This window comes from Polaribacter vadi, assembly GCF_001761365.1.
Taxonomy (GTDB): Bacteria; Bacteroidota; Bacteroidia; order Flavobacteriales; family Flavobacteriaceae; genus Polaribacter; species Polaribacter vadi.
In genome coordinates this window covers 2,030,369-2,051,215 of record NZ_CP017477.1, presented here as the reverse complement: position 1 = coordinate 2,051,215, position 20,847 = coordinate 2,030,369, and the positions used below count along the sequence as shown (strand labels likewise).

The window sequence follows — 20,847 nt, the reverse complement described above, 5'->3', positions numbered from 1 at the left end:
AATTTTATTTCAAGAGTTATCAAATTCTAACTAAAAAGTTACGAATTCTAATTCTTCTGATTTTTCCATACTTAAATCCGTATTTTTGAGTTGTGCTTATAAACTTCACGACTATGAAAACCAAAAATCTACTTTTTACATTTGCTTTTTTTCTCTTGATTCTTTCTTGTAAAAAAGAGAAAGTTAAAACTGATAGTATTTATAAGTTCAAAGAATATATCAGTTACACAACTTCTGGAGTTGTTTCAAAAACGGCAAACATCAATATAAATTTAAGGAAAGAAATTAATGGTTGGGAAGCAAATCAAGAAATTTCTACAGATATTTTATCCATAGAACCTTTTGTGCAAGGAACATTAAAAACGTTAAATAATCACGCTTTTACGTTTATTCCTGATGAAGATTTAGCAACAGATACAGAATATACAGTTATTTTAAAACTGAGTGAAATTTATAAAAACATTGATGAAGCCTTCAAAAATTACACGTTTCAATTTAAAACAATTACACCTAATTTTAATGTGCAAACAAAAACTTTGCAATCCTATTCAAAGGAATATCAATATCTAGAAGGTGTTTTAAAATCTGCGGATATCATCACTTTAGAAAACGCAAAACAATTAGTTGAAGCATCACAAAATGGTACTCAAAAAAATGTAGTTTGGAACGAATCTTTTGCAAAAGGAAAGGTTTTTGAGTTTAAAATTGATAGCATTCAGCGTTTTGTAGAAGATTCAAAATTAACTGTTTCTTGGGATGGAAATATTATAAAAGCAGACTCTAAAGGAGAAAGTGACGTTTTAATTCCTGGTAAAAATAATTTTAAAATTGTTGATATAAGTGTCAATAATTTAGCGGAACAATATATTTCGATTAATTTTTCTGATGCGTTAAAAAAGCAACAAAATTTTGATGGTTTAGTTACAATTAAAAATGTAGACAACCCAAGATTTATTGTAAATGGGAATGAGTTAAAAGTATATGCTGATCATAAATTTGAAGATAATATTTTGGTTTCTGTTTTTGAAGGAATTAAAAATTCTGATGATTATAAATTGAAAACTGCTTTTTCTGAATCAATTACTTTCGAACAGAAAAAACCACAAATTAGAGCAATTTCAAACGGAACAATTTTACCAAATTCAGACGATTTAAAATTTAATTTTGAAGCCATAAATGTCAAAGAAGTAGAGGTTAGAATCATCAAAATTTATGAAGATAATGTGTTGCAATTTTTGCAGGAAAATAACATCAACAGTAATGAAGATTATCAAATAAAAAAAGTTGGGAGAAGCGTTGCTAAAAAAACCATCACTTTAATAGATGACGAAAAAAATAACACACAAAAATGGAAAGCTTATAGTGTAGATATTGCTGAAATGGTAAAAACGGAACCTGGAGCTATTTATAGAGTTGAGTTAAGTTTTAACAAAAATCAGGTTTTTTATGATTGTTCAGAAGGTACTTCATCAGTCGAAAAAAATGATGATTATCAGGAAGAATATTATGAGGAAGAATATAATTTAAGCGATCTTGAAGAGGATGAAAGAGAAGAATTATATTGGGATAATGAGTTGTATAGTTACAAAAATTACAGCTATAATTGGCGAGAAAGAGAAAACCCATGCAATGCTGCGTATTATAGTGATGATAAAATAGTTGCGCAAAATTTATTGGCTTCCAATTTAGGAATCATCGCAAAAAAAGGAGAAAATAACTCGTATTTTTTCGCAATTACAAACATTTTAAACACAACATCAATTATTGAGGCTACTGTTAAATTGTATAATTTTCAGCAACAAGAAATTGCAAAAGGTACTACAAATGCTGAAGGTTTTGTAACGATTGAATCTACAAAAAATGCGGCTTTTGCAATTGCATCCAAAGGAAAAAATAGAGGTTATATAAAATTGTTTGATGGTAATTCTTTGTCTTTAAGTAAGTTTGATGTTTCTGGGAGCAAAACCCAAAAAGGCTTAAAAGGTTACATTTATGGAGAGCGTGGAGTTTGGAGACCTGGAGATTCACTTCATTTAACTTTTGTGCTGAATGATGCTGATAATAAACTGCCCAAAAATCATCCTGTAAAAATGGAAATTACAGATCCAAGTGGAAAACTGATGTACAAAAAAATAACAGCAGAAAACTTGAATAATTTTTTCAAATTTCCAGTAACAACTTCACAAGAAGCAAAAACAGGAAATTACACAGCAAAAGTTTCTGTTGGTGGTGCAAAGTTTTACAAGAATTTAAAAATTGAAACTGTTAAACCAAATCGTTTGAAAATTAAGATTGATTTTGGTGATGAAATTTTAACCAGCAAAAAACCAATTAAAGGAACTTTAGATGTAAAATGGCTTTTTGGAACGCCAGCAAAAAACTTAAAAGCAGAAGTGAAAGCTAAAATTTCTACCACAAATTATAGTTTTGAAGGGTATAATGATTATGTTTTTTCAGATCCATCAAGAACTTTTTCATCCGAAGAAACAACTATTTTTGATGGTAAATTAGATGAAAATGGTTTAGCAAAAATAAACAGTAAATTAACGGTTGGCGAAAATGCGCCAGGAATGTTAAACGTTCAGTTTTTAGTGAGAGCTTTCGAAAATGGAGGTGATTTTTCTATGGATGCTTTCACAAAAAAATATGCACCTTTTTCTTCTTTTGTAGGTTTAAAATCTCCTGAAGGCAATAGATATGGTTCTTTTTTTACAGATGAAAACCAAAACTTTTCTGTGGTTTCTGTAGATGAAAATGGAAAACCAACACCAAATAGAGCTTTAGAAATAGCAATTTATCAAATAAATTGGCGTTGGTGGTGGAGTTCTTCTGATGATAATTTATCTAAATATTCGTCAAGCACTTATCATAAATCGTATCAAACTATTAAAGTAAATACGAATGCTGAAGGAAAGGGAAGTTTTAATTTGAACATTCCAGAAAGAGATAATGGGCGTTTTTTAATACGAGTTTTAGATAAAAAAAGTGGGCATTCTACAGGAAGAACATCTTATTTTTATAGAAATTGGTGGCGCAATTCAAGTTCTAATGATAAAGATGCTGCAAAAATGTTGGTTTTTTCTGCGGATAAAGAAACGTATACTATTGGTGAAACTGCAAAAATTACATTTCCTTCTGGAAGTGAAGGAAGAGCGCTCATCAGTATAGAAAATGGTACAAAAGTGTTGGACACTAAATGGATTAAAACTACAAAAGGAACCACAACTGCAGAACTTGTCATCACTAAAAATATGACGCCAAATGTGTTTGTAAATATTTCTTTATTACAACCACACAAAGCTACAGAAAACGATTTGCCAATCAGATTATTTGGAATAATTCCGATTTTGGTGGAAGACGTTTCCACAAAATTATCACCACAAATCGAAATGCCAGCAGAACTAAAACCAGAAAAAGAATTTACAGTTAAAGTATCAGAAAAAAACAACAAACCAATGACCTACACTTTGGCAGTTGTAGAAGAAGGTTTGTTAGATTTAACACGATATAGAACCCCAAATGCGTACAACGATTTTTATGCAAGAGAAGCTTTAGGTGTAAAAACTTGGGATATTTTTGATGATGTAATTGGAGCTTATTCTGGAAGTGTAGATCAAGTTTTTGCCATTGGTGGAGATGGAAATTTAGCCAAAGGTAAAAACCAAAAAGCAAATAGATTTAAACCAGTTGTCAAATTTTTAGGACCTTTTCAGTTGGAGAAAGGAGCAGAAAAATCGCATAAAATTACGTTGCCAAATTATATTGGATCTGTGAGAACAATGGTTATTGCTGGAGATGTAGAAACTGAAGCTTTTGGAAATGCAGAGAAAGTTGTGGCTGTTAAAAAGCCTTTAATGGTTTTAGCTACTTTGCCAAGAAAATTATCGCCAAAAGAAAAAGTTACGCTGCCAATTACCATTTTTGCGATGGATGAAAAAGTGAAAAACGTACAAATTGAAGTGAAAACGTCCAATGGAATTGCAGTTTTAGGAAACAAAACACAAAGGATCAGTTTTGAAAAACCAGATGAAAAAATGCTGTATTTTGAGTTGGATGTTTTAAAAGCAAATGGTATAAATACTGTTGAAATTATTGCGACTGGAAATGGAGAGAAATCGACTTATAAAGTGGAATTAGATGTTGTAAATCCAAACCCAATTACATCCAAAGTTATTGACAAGGATATTGAAGGAAATAAATCTCAAACTATTGATTTTGAAACTTTTGGAATTGAGGGAACAAATACTGCAATTTTGGAGTTGTCAACAATTCCGCCAATCAATTTTTCTGGAAGATTAGCGTATTTAATTCAATATCCACATGGTTGTGTAGAGCAAACAACATCAAGCGTTTTTCCACAATTATTTTTAACAGATTTGTTCGATTTAACTTCGGTTAAAAAACTGGAAATTCAAAAAAATATAGAAAACGGAATTGCACGTTTAGGGAATTTCCAAAAAGCAAATGGAGGTTTGAGTTATTGGATGGGAGAAAGTTACATTAGTGATTGGGGAACCACATATGCAGGTCATTTTATGTTAGAAGCAGAGAAAAAAGGCTTTGTTTTACCATTTACTTTTAAGAGTAATTTTATCAAATTTCAAAAAGAAGCCGTTAGGAATTGGCGACCAAAATACAATCAAAATTCAAGAGATTTGAGTCAAGCATATGCATTATATACATTGGCTTTAGCTGGCAGTCCAGATTTATCTGCCATGAATAGATTACGAGAATTTAAGCAAATTTCTAACGAAGCAAAATGGAGATTAGCTGCAACCTATGCTTTGGTTGGGCAAAAAGAAGCCGCTGATGAAATTATGCAAAAAGCCGATTTAAATTTCGCTGGATATAATTATTACAATTATGGTTCTGAGACTAGAAATAGAGCTATGGCTTTAGAAACGATGTTGTTAACGAACGATAAAAACACCAAAGATGTTGCCAAAACAATTGCAAAAGAATTGTCGAGTAATTCTTGGATGAGCACACAAACTACAGCTTTTAGTTTGTTGTCAATTGGAAAAATGGTGGTGAAAAACGGAGGTAAATCTATGAATTTGTCTTACACAAATAATGGGAAATCCGAAGTTGTAAAAACAGCGAGTTCTATGGTTCAGAGAACTTTAGAAATCAAGAAAGGAACGAATAAAATCACTTTTAAAAATAATGATAACAATATTGTATTTGTAAGAATTGTAAATTCTGGAAAATTGCCTTTAGGTGATGAAATTGCAGAAAGTAGAGGTTTAAATGTTTCTCTGAATTATAAAGATTTGAGTGGTAGTAAGATTGATATAAAAAGTTTAAAACAAGGTCAAGATTTTGTGGCAGAAATTACAGTAAGTAATCCAAAAAATGTGGCTGTAAAAGATATTGCTTTAACGCAAATTTTTCCTTCAGGTTGGGAAATTGTAAACACACGTTTTACCGATTTTGGTACCACAGCAAAAAGCGAAGCACGTTACACAGATATTAGAGATGATCGTGTTAATTTTTATTTTGATTTAGATCGAAAAAGAAATACATCAGAAACAAAAGCTTTTACAGTTTTATTAAATGCGTCGTATTTAGGAACTTATTATTTGCCAGGAATTCAAGTAGAAGCCATGTATGACAATGATTATTTAGTGAGAACTAAAGGGGCTTGGATTGAGGTTGTGAAGTAAAAACTGAATTAACCTGCAAGGTGTCTTTTGAACCTTGTAGGTTTTTAATAATTCTAAAATTAAAACTAAAAAGCACGAATTGTCATTTCGACGATAGGAGAAATCTCACACGATTAGAAAACGTTATGAGATTTCTCACTCGCCTAAAAAGGCTCATTTCGAAATGACAAAGTGGATGTTTCAATCAAATTTCAAAGTGATATGAAAAAGAATAAAGGATTAAAATATTTTTTAATTTCATTTGGCGCATTTGGTCTATTTCTTTTAAGTTTTACAATTATTTATGATTTATTAATTCCTGATGTTTGTTTTTATCATGTGAACGAAATGAATGCTTTTATGAAACTTTTTTATAGTGCAGGAGGAGCTGATAATGGACATCCTGGACCGAATTTTTTAAATTTTATACTATCATCCTTTATTGGAGGTTTGGTAGGATATAAATTTTATTTGCTAATTATAAGATCAAACAAAAAGTAAAATTGTCATTTCGATGATAGGAGAAATCTCACACGATTAGAAAACGTTATGAGATTTCTTAATCGCCTAGAAAGGCTCATTTCGAAATGACAATTAAACTTTAAAAAAAAGAAAATACCTACAAGGTTTTTGAAACCTTACAGGGAGAAAAATATCAAAAGTGAACATCAAAAACTACATATTAAAACATAAAAAGAAAACAATATTCCTTGTTATTCTGTTGATTTTCTATGCGTTTTGTTTGCCAAAAGAATTATTTACAAAACCAACATCTACAGTAATTACGAGTAAAAATGATGAACTTTTAGGTGCTTTAATTGCAAAAGATGGTCAATGGCGATTTCCTCATAATGATGCTGTTCCAGAGAAATTTAAAATCTGTTTAATTCAGTTTGAAGATGAGTATTTTTATAGTCATCCAGGATTTAATCCGATTTCAATTTTTAATGCTTTAAAGCAAAATTTAAAAGCAGGAAGTGTAAAAAGAGGAGGAAGTACAATTACGCAACAAGTAATTCGATTGAGCAGAGATAATAAATCTAGAACGTATTTTGAAAAACTCAAAGAACTTATTTTAGCAACACGTTTGGAGTTTAGGGCATCCAAAGAAAAAATAATTACGTATTGGAGTTCAAATGCGCCTTTTGGTGGAAATGTGGTTGGTTTAGATGCTGCTTCTTGGCGTTATTTTAATCGAAGTTCATCAGATTTATCTTGGTCTGAAGCTGCAACTTTAGCATTGTTACCAAATGCACCAAATTTAATTTATCCAGGGAAAAATCAACAGAAATTATTGGTGAAAAGAAACCGATTATTAAAAAAATTATTAACTAAAAATGTTATTGATTCGTTGACGTATGAATTATCAATATTAGAAGAAATCCCACAAAAAGCATATCGAATTCCGCAAATAACAACGCATTTATTACAGAAAGTAAATCAACAGAAAAAAGGACAATTTGTAAAAACTACGATTGATAAAAAACTACAAACTCAAACAAATACAATAGTAAAAAACCACTATAATCAGCTATCAAAAAACGGAATTAATAATATTGCTGTATTGGTTTTAGATGTAAAAACAAGGCAAGTTTTAACGTATGTTGGGAATTCGCCAACCACAAATAAAAATCAGAAATATGTGGATATTATTACAAAACCAAGAAGTACAGGAAGCATTTTAAAACCGTTTTTATATGCAGCAATGTTAGATGCTGGAGAGTTGTTACCAAATATGTTGGTTCCAGATATTCCAACAAATTATGGAAGTTATCAACCAGAAAATTTTGATAAAAAATATGCTGGAGCAGTTTCTGCAAAATTAGCGTTGTCAAAATCTTTAAACGTGCCAACTGTTAGAATGTTGCAGGGTTTTGGTTTGGAGAAATTTCATCATTATTTGCAAAAATTGAAGCTAAAGGATTTACAAAAAAATGCAAATCATTATGGATTGACTTTGGCTTTAGGAGGTGCAGAAAGTAACTTGTGGGATTTATGCAAAAGTTACGCATCAATGGCATCCACAGTAAATCATTTTTCAGAAAATTCGAGTAGATATTTTACCAATGAGTTTACAGAGCCAACGTTTTATGATTACAAAAAAGTTGATTTCGGAAAAAAATCAAAAGAAAAAATAATTTTTGATGCAGCTTCCATTTACTTAACTTTTGAAAGTTTAAAAGACGTAAACAGACCCAATGCAGAAGAAAACTGGGAGTTTTTTGATTCCTCCAAACAAATTGCTTGGAAAACAGGTACAAGTTTTGGGTTTAGAGATGCTTGGGCAATTGGTACTACCAAAGATTATGTAGTTGGGGTTTGGATTGGCAATGCAGATGGAGAAGGAAGACCTGGTTTGGTGGGTGTGCAAACTGCTGCTCCAATTTTGTTTGATATTTTTGATAAATTGCCAAAATCAGATTGGTTTGAGAATCCTTTTGATGAAATGTCAGAAATTGAAATTTGTACAAAAAGTGGTTTTAGAGCTACACAAATTTGCGAAGAAAAAAAGCTGGAATATGTCCAGAATTCAGGTTTAAAAACAGCACCTTGTCCTTTTCATATGTTGGTAAATGTTGATAAATCAGAAAATTACCAAGTAAATACATCTTGCGAAAATTTGGAGAACATTAAACAGAAATCTTGGTTTGTTTTGCCACCATTATTAGAGTATTATTATAAAGATAAAAATCCGTTTTATAAATCGTTACCAAAGTTTAGAGAAGATTGTTTGGGGGAAAATAAAAACGTCATGAAATTTTTATATCCCACAGAAAAAAGCACCATTTTTTTACCCAAAAATTTTGATGGGAAACAGAATGAATTGATTCTAAAAGTAGCACATTCTAACAAAGATGCTATTTTGTATTGGTATTCAAATACTACTTTTTTAGGCACTACAAAAGAAATGCATCAATTTGCTGTGAAACCAACAGTTGGCGAATATCAATTTACAGTAATGGATCATTTAGGAAATGAGATTCAGCAAATAGTAATTATTAAAGAGTAAACCTTTAGATTTTCTTAACGAAAAATCGTCTTTTTTTTAACATCTTTGTAACATTCAAAAAGTTGTTTTAAGATGAAAATATATCCTATAGAAACTGGCAATTTTAAGTTAGATGGTGGTGCAATGTTTGGTGTTGTACCAAAAACTATTTGGCAAAAAACAAATCCTGCAGACGATAATAACTTGATTGACATGAGTATGCGTTGTTTGTTGATTGAAGATGGCAATCGTTTAATTTTAGTTGATACAGGTTTGGGCGCAAAACAATCAGACAAGTTTTACGGTTATTACTATTTATTTGGCGATTTTTCTTTAGATGCTTCACTTAAAAAATTAGGTTTTCATAAAGATGATATCACAGATGTTTTTTTAACACATTTACATTTCGATCATTGTGGAGGTGTTATTGAAAGAACTAAAGATGGATTGCTAATTCCCGCTTTTAAAAACGCAAAAGTTTGGAGTAATGACAAACATTGGAAATGGGCAACTGAACCAAATCCAAGGGAAAAAGCATCATTCTTAAAAGAGAATATCAACCCCATAAAAGAAAGTGGACAGTTGGAATTTATTCATAGAAATTACAAAGAACAAATTGGTTTTGATGTGTTGTTTATGGATGGGCATACAGAAAAACAAATGTTGCCAAAAATAGCATATCAAGGAAAAACAATTGTTTTTATGGCAGATTTATTACCTACAATCGGGCATATTCCATTGCCTTACGTAATGGGTTATGATACAAGACCTTTATTAACTATTAAAGAAAAAGCAGCTTTTTTAGACTTGGCTGCAGATGAAAATTTTTATTTGTTTTTAGAGCATGATGCACATACTGAAATTTGCACAGTAAAACATACAGAAAAAGGAGTACGATTAAACGAAACATTTACATTTAACGAATTATTTAATTAAGAGAATTTATTATGAGAATTTTAAAACCAGTTTTATATACGGCATTTGCTGGACTTTTTTTAGCAAGTTGTAAAACAATACCTAATCTTCCTGTCCCTAATGGAAGTAATAATGCTATAAACATTCCTGCTAAAAAAGTAGCGTTAACAGATGTTGAAAAAGATAATTGGCAACATTTAGATTTAGCAACAGACACCATTCCAGGAATGAGTGTAGATAAAGCATACAAATTTTTAAAGGGAAAAACGAGTGTAACTGTAGTTGTTGGAGTTGTAGATTCTGGAACAGATTTAAAACACGAAGATTTAGTAGACGTTGCTTGGGTAAACACAAAAGAAACTGCTGGTAATGGAATTGATGACGATAAAAATGGCTATATAGATGATATTAATGGATGGAATTTTTTAGGAAAATCTTACAAAGAGCATTTAGAATATGAGCGTATTTTAATGAATCCATCAGTAGCTGATTCAGAAACATTAGCTGAAGTAAAAGCTTATTACCAAGAAAAATTGGATGCTGCAAAAAAAGCAAATGAAACGTTGTTGCAAAACAAAACAAGATATGAGCAATTATTACAAGGTGTAAAAACTGCAAATGAAGCTTTTGTAAAACATTTCGGAAAAGAAGATTATACAAAAGAAGAAGTTTTAGCAATTTCTACAACTGATGAAAATTTATCAAATCAAGTTGCTTTTGCAAAACAAATGTATGCTTTTGGTTTACCATCTATGGCAGCAGCAAAAACAGAAATAGAAGGTGGTGTAAATTATTTTATTGATCAATTAGCAGCCAATAAAAAATTAATAAGTGGCGATAATTTAAAAACGGATTACAGAACAGTTGTTGGTGATAATCCTTATGATATTAATGACAAACCTGGTTATGGAGATGGAAATCCTGGGCATTCTGAAATTGATGAAGCTCATGGATCTCACGTTTCAGGAATTATTGGAGCTACAAGAAATAATGGAATAGGAATGAATGGAGTTGCAAATAATGTAAAAATTATGGCAGTTCGTTCAGTTTCTGGTGGAGATGAATATGATAAAGATGTTGCTTTAGGAATTAGATATGCAGTAGATAATGGAGCAAAAGTGATTAATACTAGTTTTGGTAAACCATTTTCGCCAAATAAAGAATGGGTTTATGATGCTATTAAATACGCAGCAGAAAAGGATGTTTTAATTGTAAATGCAGCAGGAAATGATGGTAAAAATATTGATATTGAAAGAACTTATCCAAATGATTCTGAAGATTTAAAAATGGAGTTTTCAAATAATTTATTATCAATAGGAGCAATGAGTGCTAGTTATGATGAAAATTTACCAGCATCATTTTCTAATTATGGAAAAATAAATGTTGATATTTTTGCTCCTGGAGTTCAAATACATTCTACGACTCCAGAAAATGGGTATGCAAAATTTAGTGGAACATCTATGGCAGCACCTTCAACTTCTGGAGTTGCAGCTTTAATACGTTCTTACTATCCAGAATTATCTGCAAATCAAGTGAAGATGATTATTATGAATTCTGGAACAAAAATAGATTTACAAGTTGTAAAACCAGGTTCACAATCTCAAGAAAATCCTAAAGGAGAAATGGTTCCTTTTTCAGATTTATCTGTAACTGGTAGAGTTGTAAATGCAAATAATGCTTTGCAAATGGCAGACAGAATTGTTAACGGAAAATAATATTTCTGTTTACCAGTTAATTTTATATTTTTATATCGAACTTAAACAATCAAAATGAGAAAAATACTTTTTATAATATTATCTACAGCAATTTTAATTTCTTGCGCGCAAACAAAGGAAGTTACTTATGCTCAGAATAAAGCTGCTGAAAATAATCCTGGTTATTGGCAACAGCAAGTAGATTATACTATGGATATTGATATGGACGTAAACAACTATCAATATAAAGGAGCGCAAAAATTAGTGTATACAAATAATTCTCCTGATGATTTAGACAGAGTTTTTTATCACTTATATTTTAATGCGTTTCAGCCAGGTTCTCAAATGGATTTGAGATCTTTAAATATTTCAGATCCTGACAGAAGAGTTCGTGATAGAATTAGCAAATTGAATGCAGATGAAATTGGGTATATAAAAGTAAATTCTTTACTACAAAATGGAGTAGCAGTAAAGCATGAAACTGTTGGTACAATTTTAGAAGTGCAATTAAATACACCCATAAAAGCTGGTGAAAGTGTAACTTTTGATATGCTTTTTGATGCACAAGTTCCTGTTCAAATTCGTAGATCTGGAAGAAATAGCTCAGAAGATGTAGCACTTTCTATGGCTCAATGGTATCCAAAAATGGCAGAATACGATTTTCAAGGATGGCATACACCACCTTATATTGCAAGAGAATTTCATGGAGTTTGGGGAGATTTTGATGTAACACTTCATATTGATAAAAGTTATGTAGTTGGTGGAACAGGTTATTTACAAAATCCGCAAGAAGTTGGGCATAATTATGCTGATAAGAATTTGCCTTTAAATTTACCTGCTGGTGATAAATTAACATGGCATTTTAAAGCACCCAATGTGCACGATTTTATGTGGGCTGCAGATCCTGATTACAATCACGATATTGTAAAAATGAAAAATGGTATTGATTTACACTTTTTCTATAAGAAAACATTAGAAGCTGAATTTTTACAAAATTGGAAAAATTTGCAACCAAAAACAGCAGAGCTAATGACCTATTTCTCTGAAAATGTTGGTCAATATCCATACAAACAATACTCTGTAATTCAAGGTGGAGATGGAGGAATGGAATATGCAATGTCTACCTTAATTACTGGGAAACGTAAATTTGGAAGTTTAGTTGGTGTAACAGCACATGAAATGGCACATACTTGGTTTCAGTTTTTATTAGCAACGAATGAAAGTTTACATCCTTGGATGGATGAAGGTTTTACAAGCTACATTTCTAACAAAGCAGAAAATGAAGTTTTAAACGAAGGGAAAGAAAACCCACATGCAGGTTCTTACAGAGGTTACAGAACAATTGTTGCAAGAGGTTATGAAGAAAATCTTGCTACACATGCAGACAGATATGAAACGAATTGGGCTTATGGAACTGCAAGTTACTCGAAAGGAAATATTTTCTTATCGCAATTAGAATATGTAATTGGTGCAGAAAATGTTGCTAAAGGTTTAAAGAAATACTTTACTGATTTTAGTTTTAAACACCCAACTCCAAATGATATTAAACGTTCTATGGAAAAAGTTTCTGGGATTCATTTAGATTGGTATTTAAACGAATGGTCACAAACTTTACATACTATAGATTATGGAATTAAAGCTGTTGATGGAAAAAAAATAACGTTAGAAAGAATTGGTAAAATGCCAATGCCAATCGATTTAGAAGTTACGTATACAGATGGAAGCACAGAAAATTTTAATATTCCTTTGAGAATAATGAGAGGAGCAAAACCAACATCAGCAAAAATAATTGAAGATTGGGCTTGGGCAAATCCTGTGTATTCTTTTGATGCTGCTAAAACTGTAAAATCTGTACTAATTGATAAAAGTGGTTTAATGGCAGATATCAACTTAGAAAATAATTCTTTTTCTGTTGATTAAAGAATAGAAGAGAATTAAATAAATTAAAAGGAGTAGGAATGTTTATCATTTTTACTCCTTTTTTGGTTAAATATTTATTGTCTTAATAAGCTAAAATTACCTTTTCTGTTTTTTACATTATCTTTTTGATCTATTAAAATCGCTTGAAACCAATAATCGTTAGCAATCATTTGTTTTCCATTATAAGTGCCATCCCAACCTACATCATCAATTGTAAAAGTGGTTATTTGTTTTCCATATCTGTTGAAAATACTAATGTTTCCACTTTTATAATAGCTTTTATCAATCCCTTTTATTTGCCAAAAATCATTATTTCCATCGCCATTTGGTGTAAAAAAGTTAGGAAAACTAATCAAGGCAATTTCAAAAGGAATTGAACCACAATTGTTTTTATCATTAACTTCTAAATTATAAACACCTCCTTCTAAGTTTTCGAAATAAGGCTCATTTTGATAATCAAATAAAATAGTTCCATTCGTGTCTAAAAGTCTAAACTCATAATCTCCTAAACCTAAATTATCAGTATTTATTTTGATGAAATTATTATCTGAATCGTCTTGAACTTCAATATCATTTATGGTGATAGAAGAAATTGAAGATTCACTTATTGTAATTTGTTCTTCCTCTGAATTACAACCATAATGAGATGTTGCTATCACTTTATAAACACCACCTTTTTGAATATTTGCAGTTGCTGAATTACCTATAATAATTCCATTTTCATCTCTCCAAGTATAAGAGAAATTAGCGTTAGGATTATCAACTTTAATTTCTAGGTTAGAGTTGTTTGTCATACAAATAATATCTTCTGAAATTAAATTGACAGTTGGTTTTTCTCTCACAATAAAATCGACTGTGGTTTCTTCAAAACAAACATCGTAAATCGGGTTTTCTAAACGAACCTTAACCGTTTGTGAAGCAGAATAAAACGGATTTGGAAGAGGACTAGATAACTCCACATTATTTTCATCAAAATACCTAACAATCAAGTTTGTTTGACTGCCAATAATTTCGCTTTCAATAGTTGTTGTATTAAAACCAACAAGTCCATCAAAATCAGTATCACATTCTTCTTGAGCAGCAATTGTATTTGCAATTGGCACTGCATTTACAATAAATTCAATAACAGTTGTATCACTACATTTTCCATCAAGATCGTTAGAGTTTATAGCCTCTATTTTAGCAGTAATGTTTTTAGAAGCTGTAATAAAAGGATTTGGAAGAGGGCTTGAAAGTTCTACATTATTTTCATCAAAATAAGTAACAATAACATTTGTTTGGGTTCCAATTATGGTGCTTTGTATAGCTGATGTATCAAAAGAATAGACTCCATCTCTATCATTATCACATTCAGGATTCACAATTACAGGGTTTGCAACTGGCATTTTTTCGACGTTTAAAGAAATATGTTCACCTAAACCCAAACAATCATTATCAACTTTACTATCAACTCTAATATAAATATTTTGCTGATTTGGATAGCCAATATTTTGATAATTGGTAATATCTGCAATGGCATTTTCTTCAGCTAAAGCATCCTCTTCATTTCTATAATAAGTAATTTCTAGTTGTTGATTTAATGGAAATATATTGATAATATCGTTTGTTATATCACTAAAATCGAACGTTGCAATTCCATCAGTTGTGTTTGTTCCATCATCACATTGATAATATTCTTTTAATAGAATAGCTGGTATTTCTGTAGTAGAGACAAAAAGATTCACTTCACTAACTTCAAAACAACCATTAGTATTTTCTACTCTTGCCCAAATTTTATCAATACTTACTTGTTCGTTTTTATAGTTTGTAATGTTCGTTATTTCTGAACTTCCATTTTTAGCATCAACGTTATCTTCGTGAAAAGAGATGGAATAATCATCGGGATTTGCAATTATTTTTTCTTTTACCTCGTTTAAATTGAAGAAACTAAAACCATCAATATCACTATTATCACATTGTTTTAGAGAAACAATAGGGTTGATGTTTGGCATTTCAAAAATTTCTATTTCTTGAGGAATTGTATAACTGGTGTTATCAATATGAATAACTGTTGCAGTAACATTATAAATCCCTGGAGATGAAAATTGATGAGAAATATTATTAGAAGTTGATATGTTATTTACACCAGAACTAGGGTCGTCAAAATTCCAAACCACAGATTTTATTTCTGCTTGATTTGTTAAACTAAAATTGTTGATTTTATTTTCGCAGTTGTTATCATTTGTAATTGTAAAAGGAAAAATTGTTCTTGCTTTTCCGTTTACAGTGATATAGTAATTAAAATCCTTCTTCCAATACGCTATTCCTCGTTCTGCTAAATTATCTGTTGTGTTATATTCTCCAGAAGGATCTCCATTACAACCTCTATACCAAGAATCATCATTGTCATTTTCTGTTCCTGCTATAAATGCAAGGCCATCTCCATAAACAATTCCTTTTTTTACTTCAACTAGTATAATTTCTACATCAGCAGGAACAGTTATAGGTGTTTCAAATTCAACCAAAGTTATTTTTGCAGTAAGTCCTACTTTGCTAAAAGCAGGAACTGTTTGAGCTTGACTACTTCCAATCAAATCACTTTCAGAAAAAGAAGCAGGAAAATCTGCGTCTATTTTATAAATATTAAATTGAACAGAAGACAACCATCCAGTTTCACTAAACGCTATTTGACCTTGATCTATAATAAGTTCTTCATTATCATTTATATCAAAATCTTTTAAAACAAATTTTCTTGCCCAAAAATGAGAAGAACTACTACATGAAAACATCTGTGTTTTTATAACATTATCCCCAATATTATGAGTTAAGTTAATATTTTCATCAGAATTAATTGTGTTTATTTTCTCACCTGTTACATTTATAAAAAAATTTGCATTTGGTTTAGGGTCTTCTAAATTTTCAGTTTTAATATAAGTATAATGTTTTCTACAACCATAAAACCAAGACACATCGTTATCATCTTTTGTCCCAGCAATAAGAAAAGGAGTTTGACTTGTACTTGTAACCCTTGATTGATTTACAGTTACAAGAATTTTTTTAACACCTGCAGGAATAACTACAGGACTTGAAAATTGAAAAGTTAATATTTCTGGAGTATCACCAATTTCTGGAGTTTCTCTATAACTTCCATTATTGTGCAAAATATTTGAATTAGGAAAATTCTCGTCTATTATGGATATAGTCATTTGTATACCAGAACCTAATTTTGCATTACTAATTGCTGTTTGTCCTGATTTTATAACAAATTGTTCATCTGTGGATATTCCGAAATCTTCTAAATTGAAAACTCTACTCCAACTTTGTTCTTCGTCACAATTTACCCAATCTGTTTTTATGGGAATATTACCAACATTATGAGATAACGTAATTTGTGCATTAATAGTTGACCAAAAAAAGAAAATAAAAAGTAGAGGTAAAAGTTTTTTCATAGAGCGTAAAAATATAAAATTTAACCCAACCAACCATCTCTATCTAAACTTCTATATTGAATAGCTTCTGCAATATGATCTGGAGAAATATCTGTAACATCTGCTAAATCTGCAATGGTTCTAGATACTTTTAAAATTCGGTCATAAGCTCTTGCAGAAAGGTTTAATTTTTCCATAGCAGTTTTTAAAAGTGATAAACTTTCAGGAGATAATTTACAGAATTTTCTGATTTGTTTTACAGTCATTTGAGCATTATAATGCACGTTTTCAAATTCCTCAAAACGTGCAGATTGTATTTCTCTAGATGCTGTAACACGTTTTCTAATAGCTACAGAAGATTCGCCTTTTCTTTCTTCGGATAATTTTTCAAAAGGCACTGGAGTAACCTCAATATGAATATCGATTCTGTCTAGTAAAGGTCCAGAAATTTTACTTAAATAACGCTGCATTTCTTGTGGAGAAGAGGTCATTGGAGAGTTTGGATCGTTAAAAAAACCACTTGGACTTGGATTCATACTTGCCACCAACATAAAAGAACAAGGATAAGTTACTGTGAATTTTGCTCTAGAAATGGTAACATCTCTATCTTCTAAAGGCTGTCTCATCACTTCTAAAACTTCACGTTTAAATTCTGGTAATTCATCTAAAAACAAAACGCCATTATGAGATAAGGAAATTTCTCCAGGTCTTGGATATTGTCCTCCACCAACCAAAGCAACATTCGAGATTGTATGATGTGGACTTCTAAATGGACGTTGATACAACAATCCATTATTTTTTGTTTTACCAACTACAGAATGAATTTTTGTAGTTTCCAAAGCTTCGTGCAAAGTCATAGGTGGTAAAATACTTGGTAGTCTTTTTGCTAACATGGTTTTTCCAGAACCTGGAGGTCCAATTAAAATAATGTTATGACCACCAGCAGCTGCAATTTCCATACAACGTTTTATAGATTCTTGTCCTTTTACATCCGAAAAATCGAATTCTGGGAAATCGATATTTTTATAAAATTCGGCTCTTGTATCTACAATTGTCGGTTCAATTTTTTTATCACCATTAAAATGATTGATAACTTCTAAAATATTTTCTACTCCTAAAACCGTTAAATTATCAACAATTGCAGCTTCTTTAGCATTTTCTTTTGGAAGAATAAAGTACTTAAAACCTTCTTCTCTGGCTTTGATTGCCATTGGCAAAACACCTCTTATGGGTTGCAAACTTCCATCTAAAGAAAGTTCTCCCATAATAATATATTCGTTTATAGTTTCTGATTTTATTTGATTGGATGCTGCCAAAATACCCATTGCTAAAGATAAATCATAAGAAGCACCTTCTTTTCGAATATCTGCAGGAGCCATATTTATGATTATTTTTTTTCCAGGAAGTTTGTAAGCATTGTTATTTAAAGCTGCCGAAATTCGGTAAGAACTTTCACTTACAGCTTTGTCAGGCAAACCCACTAAATGATACCCAATTCCTTTATCAATATTAACTTCAATTGTAATAGTAGTGGCTTCTATACCAAAAACTGCAGAACCGTAAACTTTAACAAGCATTTTTTTTCTTTAAAGATAGGAAAAAAATAAACCAACAAAAAAATGCAACCTAAATTTAGGTTGCATTTTATATTTTTTATGCTGATGAAAATTCTAAGCAGAATTCCTACTAGCATTAATATTCCCAAATAAAGAACGCATTACCATTTTTTCAAAGATTTCAATTTCAGCTTCATTTCCTTCTGATTTTTGCAATTCTTGAATTTTCTTTAAAGCATATTGCTGAATAGTTAACAATGGCAAAACAATACTTTCTCTAATTTCAATAGATGCTTTTCCAACAGGATGATTTTCCATCAACACTGTATGTCCTGCTAGTTTTAATAACAAACGTTTTGTAGTTTTATATTCTTCGTAAATTAGTGTCCAGAATTCTCCAAAAACTTCGTCATCAGCCATGTAAGCAGTTAAACCAAAGAAAGATTTTGTTAAACTCATCATACTGTTTTCTAACAGTGTTTTTAAGAAATCTGAAGCATTGTAAAACTCTACAATTTCATCAAATCTGTTAGCATCTTCATACTTTTTTAAAGCAGTTCCAACTCCATAAAAACCAGGAACGTTTTGTTTTAATTGACTCCAACTACCGACAAAAGGAATGGCTCTTAAAGCTGAAAAATCTAACGTATCAGAATTTGAACGCTTGCTTGGTCTACTTCCAATATTAGTTTTTGCATAGTATTTTAAGGTACTCATTTGCTCTAAATAAGGTAAAAACTGCGGATGATTTTTAAAATCAACGTAGGTTTTATAACTCGTTTTTGCTAAATCATCAATAATAGTTCTATGAGCATCATTTAATTGATCTTTTGTAAAAACTTCGTTTTTAATACCTGAACTTATTAATTGTTCTAAATTATATTGAGAAGAATTTAAGGTTCCAAAATTAGAACTAATCGTTTGTCCTTGAATGGTTAATTGAATTTCCTTATCTTCAATTGTTGGGCCTAAAGAAGCATAAAATTGATGCGTTTTTCCTCCTCCTCTTGCAGGTGGTCCTCCTCGTCCATCAAAGAAAATTACTTCAATATCAAATTCTCTAGAAATTTTTGTTAAGGCTTCTTTGGCTTTAAAAATTCCCCAATTTGCCATTAAATAACCACCATCTTTTGTTCCATCAGAAAAACCTAACATAATAGTTTGTTTATTTTTCCTTTTCGATAAATGATATCTGTATGTATTATTGGTGTATAAAGTGCGCATTACATCACTTGCATTTTCTAAATCGTCAACTGTTTCAAAAAGCGGAATTACATCAACTGGCAATTCGTTTTCAAAACCACATAAATTTAGCATTGCAAAAGTTTGCATCACATTTAAAGTAGTTTGGTTGTTGCTAATAATATACCTATTTGCACCTCTTTCTCCATTTCTTTGCTGAATAGTTTTTAAAGCATAAATAGATTCTATCGTTTTTACAGACATTTCATCAGACAAAATTGCAGGATCTATAGTTCCTTTAATTTCTGCTAAAACTTTAATTTGATCATCTTCTGATAATTGATGATAATTTTTAGGAAATGTTGCATCTCCAGAAGCTAATAAATCTTCTACAATTTGCGTAAATGCTTTGTGATGTACTCTACTATCTTGACGAATATCTAACGTTGCAAAGTGAAAACCGAAGATTCTAACTTTGTTTATAAAATCGTTTAATTCTTCAATAAATAAGGAATTATGGTTTTCGGTAATGATATCTCTAGCTGCATATAATTCCTCTAATAATATTTTTTGAGAGAAATTTACCTTAGAATAACTTCTAATAACGTGCTTGTATAAACGTTTTTCTATTTTGCTTAAAATTTCATGAACGCCATCAAAAGTAAAACGTCTTTTTAAACGTCTTACATCTCTATAATAATTTCTTAAAATCGATTGACGCAATCTTTCTGCAACATCTAACGTAATTTGTGTGGTTACAAATGGGTTTCCATCTCTATCTCCTCCAGGCCAAAAACCAAGGTCGATAATTTCATTATCAATAGGATGTCCATCATAAACATTATGCTGAATATAGTTGTAAATTTTTGGTACAGAATGATAAAATACATTCTCTAAATACCAAATTAAACTAATAGCTTCATCATAAGGAGTTGGTTTTGTCTTCTTATAAAAAGGCGTTTTCCCTAATTGAGCTAATAGCTTTTTTATCAATAATAAATCGTCATTTTGAATAGCTTGATCCAAATCTGTGATAATTCCTAAAACAGAACCAGGATAAAATTGTGTAGGATGTGCCGTTAAAACAACACGTACTTTAAAATCTTCTAAATGCTTTTTAAGTTCCTCTTTTTTATCATTTAAAATGGCAATTTCTTTCGAGTTTCTTAAGGTTCCAATTCCATCCATATTATTTACAATAGGAAAAGCAGCATCTTCAATAGCATCAAATAAAACTACTTGACGTTCTATATATTGTATAAATTGAAAAAGTAAATCGGTCTTATTTTTTCCTTCTGATGAATCTTGATATTTAGAAAAAAACTCTTCTACAATTTCTGTAGGATTTTTTCCTTGTTCAAATCCTTTTTCACAAATTTTATGAAAAAGTGGTAATAAAACACCTGTGTTATCAATCGTATCGAAAGGAAGTGTAATAAATATGCTGTTATAAATTTGATATTTAGACAACACATTGTCATTAAATCTTGTTAATTCGGGTAATGCAGACATATTTTTTAAATTTTTATAGTGTGAAAT

General features: G+C 30.6%; 9 protein-coding genes. 6 read left to right on the top strand and 3 right to left on the bottom strand.

Annotated elements, in window-relative coordinates; all coding sequences use genetic code 11:
• The first annotated feature begins 113 nt into the window (after positions 1 to 113).
• From LPB03_RS09115 to LPB03_RS09090, 6 genes are all read left to right on the top strand, one after another.
• A complete protein-coding gene (locus LPB03_RS09115; protein ID WP_065317619.1) occupies positions 114 to 5,666 on the top strand; it encodes an alpha-2-macroglobulin family protein in 5,553 nt (1,850 codons plus the stop codon).
• A 201-nt stretch (positions 5,667 to 5,867) separates the two neighbouring features.
• A complete protein-coding gene (locus tag LPB03_RS09110) occupies positions 5,868 to 6,146 on the top strand; it encodes a hypothetical protein (protein WP_065317620.1) in 279 nt (92 codons plus the stop codon).
• Between the two features lie 160 nt (positions 6,147 to 6,306).
• Positions 6,307 to 8,655, top strand: a complete 2,349-nt coding sequence (gene pbpC, locus LPB03_RS09105) for a penicillin-binding protein 1C (RefSeq protein WP_065317621.1) — start codon at positions 6,307 to 6,309, stop codon at positions 8,653 to 8,655.
• A 72-nt stretch (positions 8,656 to 8,727) separates the two neighbouring features.
• Entirely contained in the window at positions 8,728 to 9,570 is an 843-nt protein-coding gene (locus tag LPB03_RS09100) for an MBL fold metallo-hydrolase (RefSeq protein ID WP_065317622.1), read from the top strand.
• An 11-nt stretch (positions 9,571 to 9,581) separates the two neighbouring features.
• Positions 9,582 to 11,264: a S8 family serine peptidase gene (locus LPB03_RS09095; RefSeq protein ID WP_065317623.1), complete on the top strand. Its 1,683-nt coding sequence runs from the start codon at positions 9,582 to 9,584 to the stop codon at positions 11,262 to 11,264.
• A 54-nt stretch (positions 11,265 to 11,318) separates the two neighbouring features.
• Positions 11,319 to 13,163: a M1 family metallopeptidase gene (locus LPB03_RS09090; RefSeq protein WP_065317624.1), complete on the top strand. Its 1,845-nt coding sequence runs from the start codon at positions 11,319 to 11,321 to the stop codon at positions 13,161 to 13,163.
• 74 nt (positions 13,164 to 13,237) lie between these two features.
• Here the strand turns inward: LPB03_RS09090 and LPB03_RS09085 are convergent, their stop codons facing one another.
• From LPB03_RS09085 to LPB03_RS09075, 3 genes are all read right to left on the bottom strand, one after another.
• Positions 13,238 to 16,591, bottom strand: coding sequence for an FIDD domain-containing protein (locus LPB03_RS09085; RefSeq protein WP_065317625.1), 3,354 nt, complete (start codon positions 16,589 to 16,591; stop codon positions 13,238 to 13,240).
• 20 nt (positions 16,592 to 16,611) lie between these two features.
• Complete coding sequence (locus LPB03_RS09080) at positions 16,612 to 18,147, bottom strand: YifB family Mg chelatase-like AAA ATPase (RefSeq protein ID WP_065317626.1); 1,536 nt, start codon at positions 18,145 to 18,147, stop codon at positions 16,612 to 16,614.
• Between the two features lie 93 nt (positions 18,148 to 18,240).
• The gene (locus LPB03_RS09075) at positions 18,241 to 20,820 is read right to left on the bottom strand and encodes a phosphoenolpyruvate carboxylase (protein WP_065317627.1); all 2,580 of its coding nucleotides are present in this window, start codon (positions 20,818 to 20,820) and stop codon (positions 18,241 to 18,243) included.
• Positions 20,821 to 20,847: the final 27 nt, after the last annotated feature.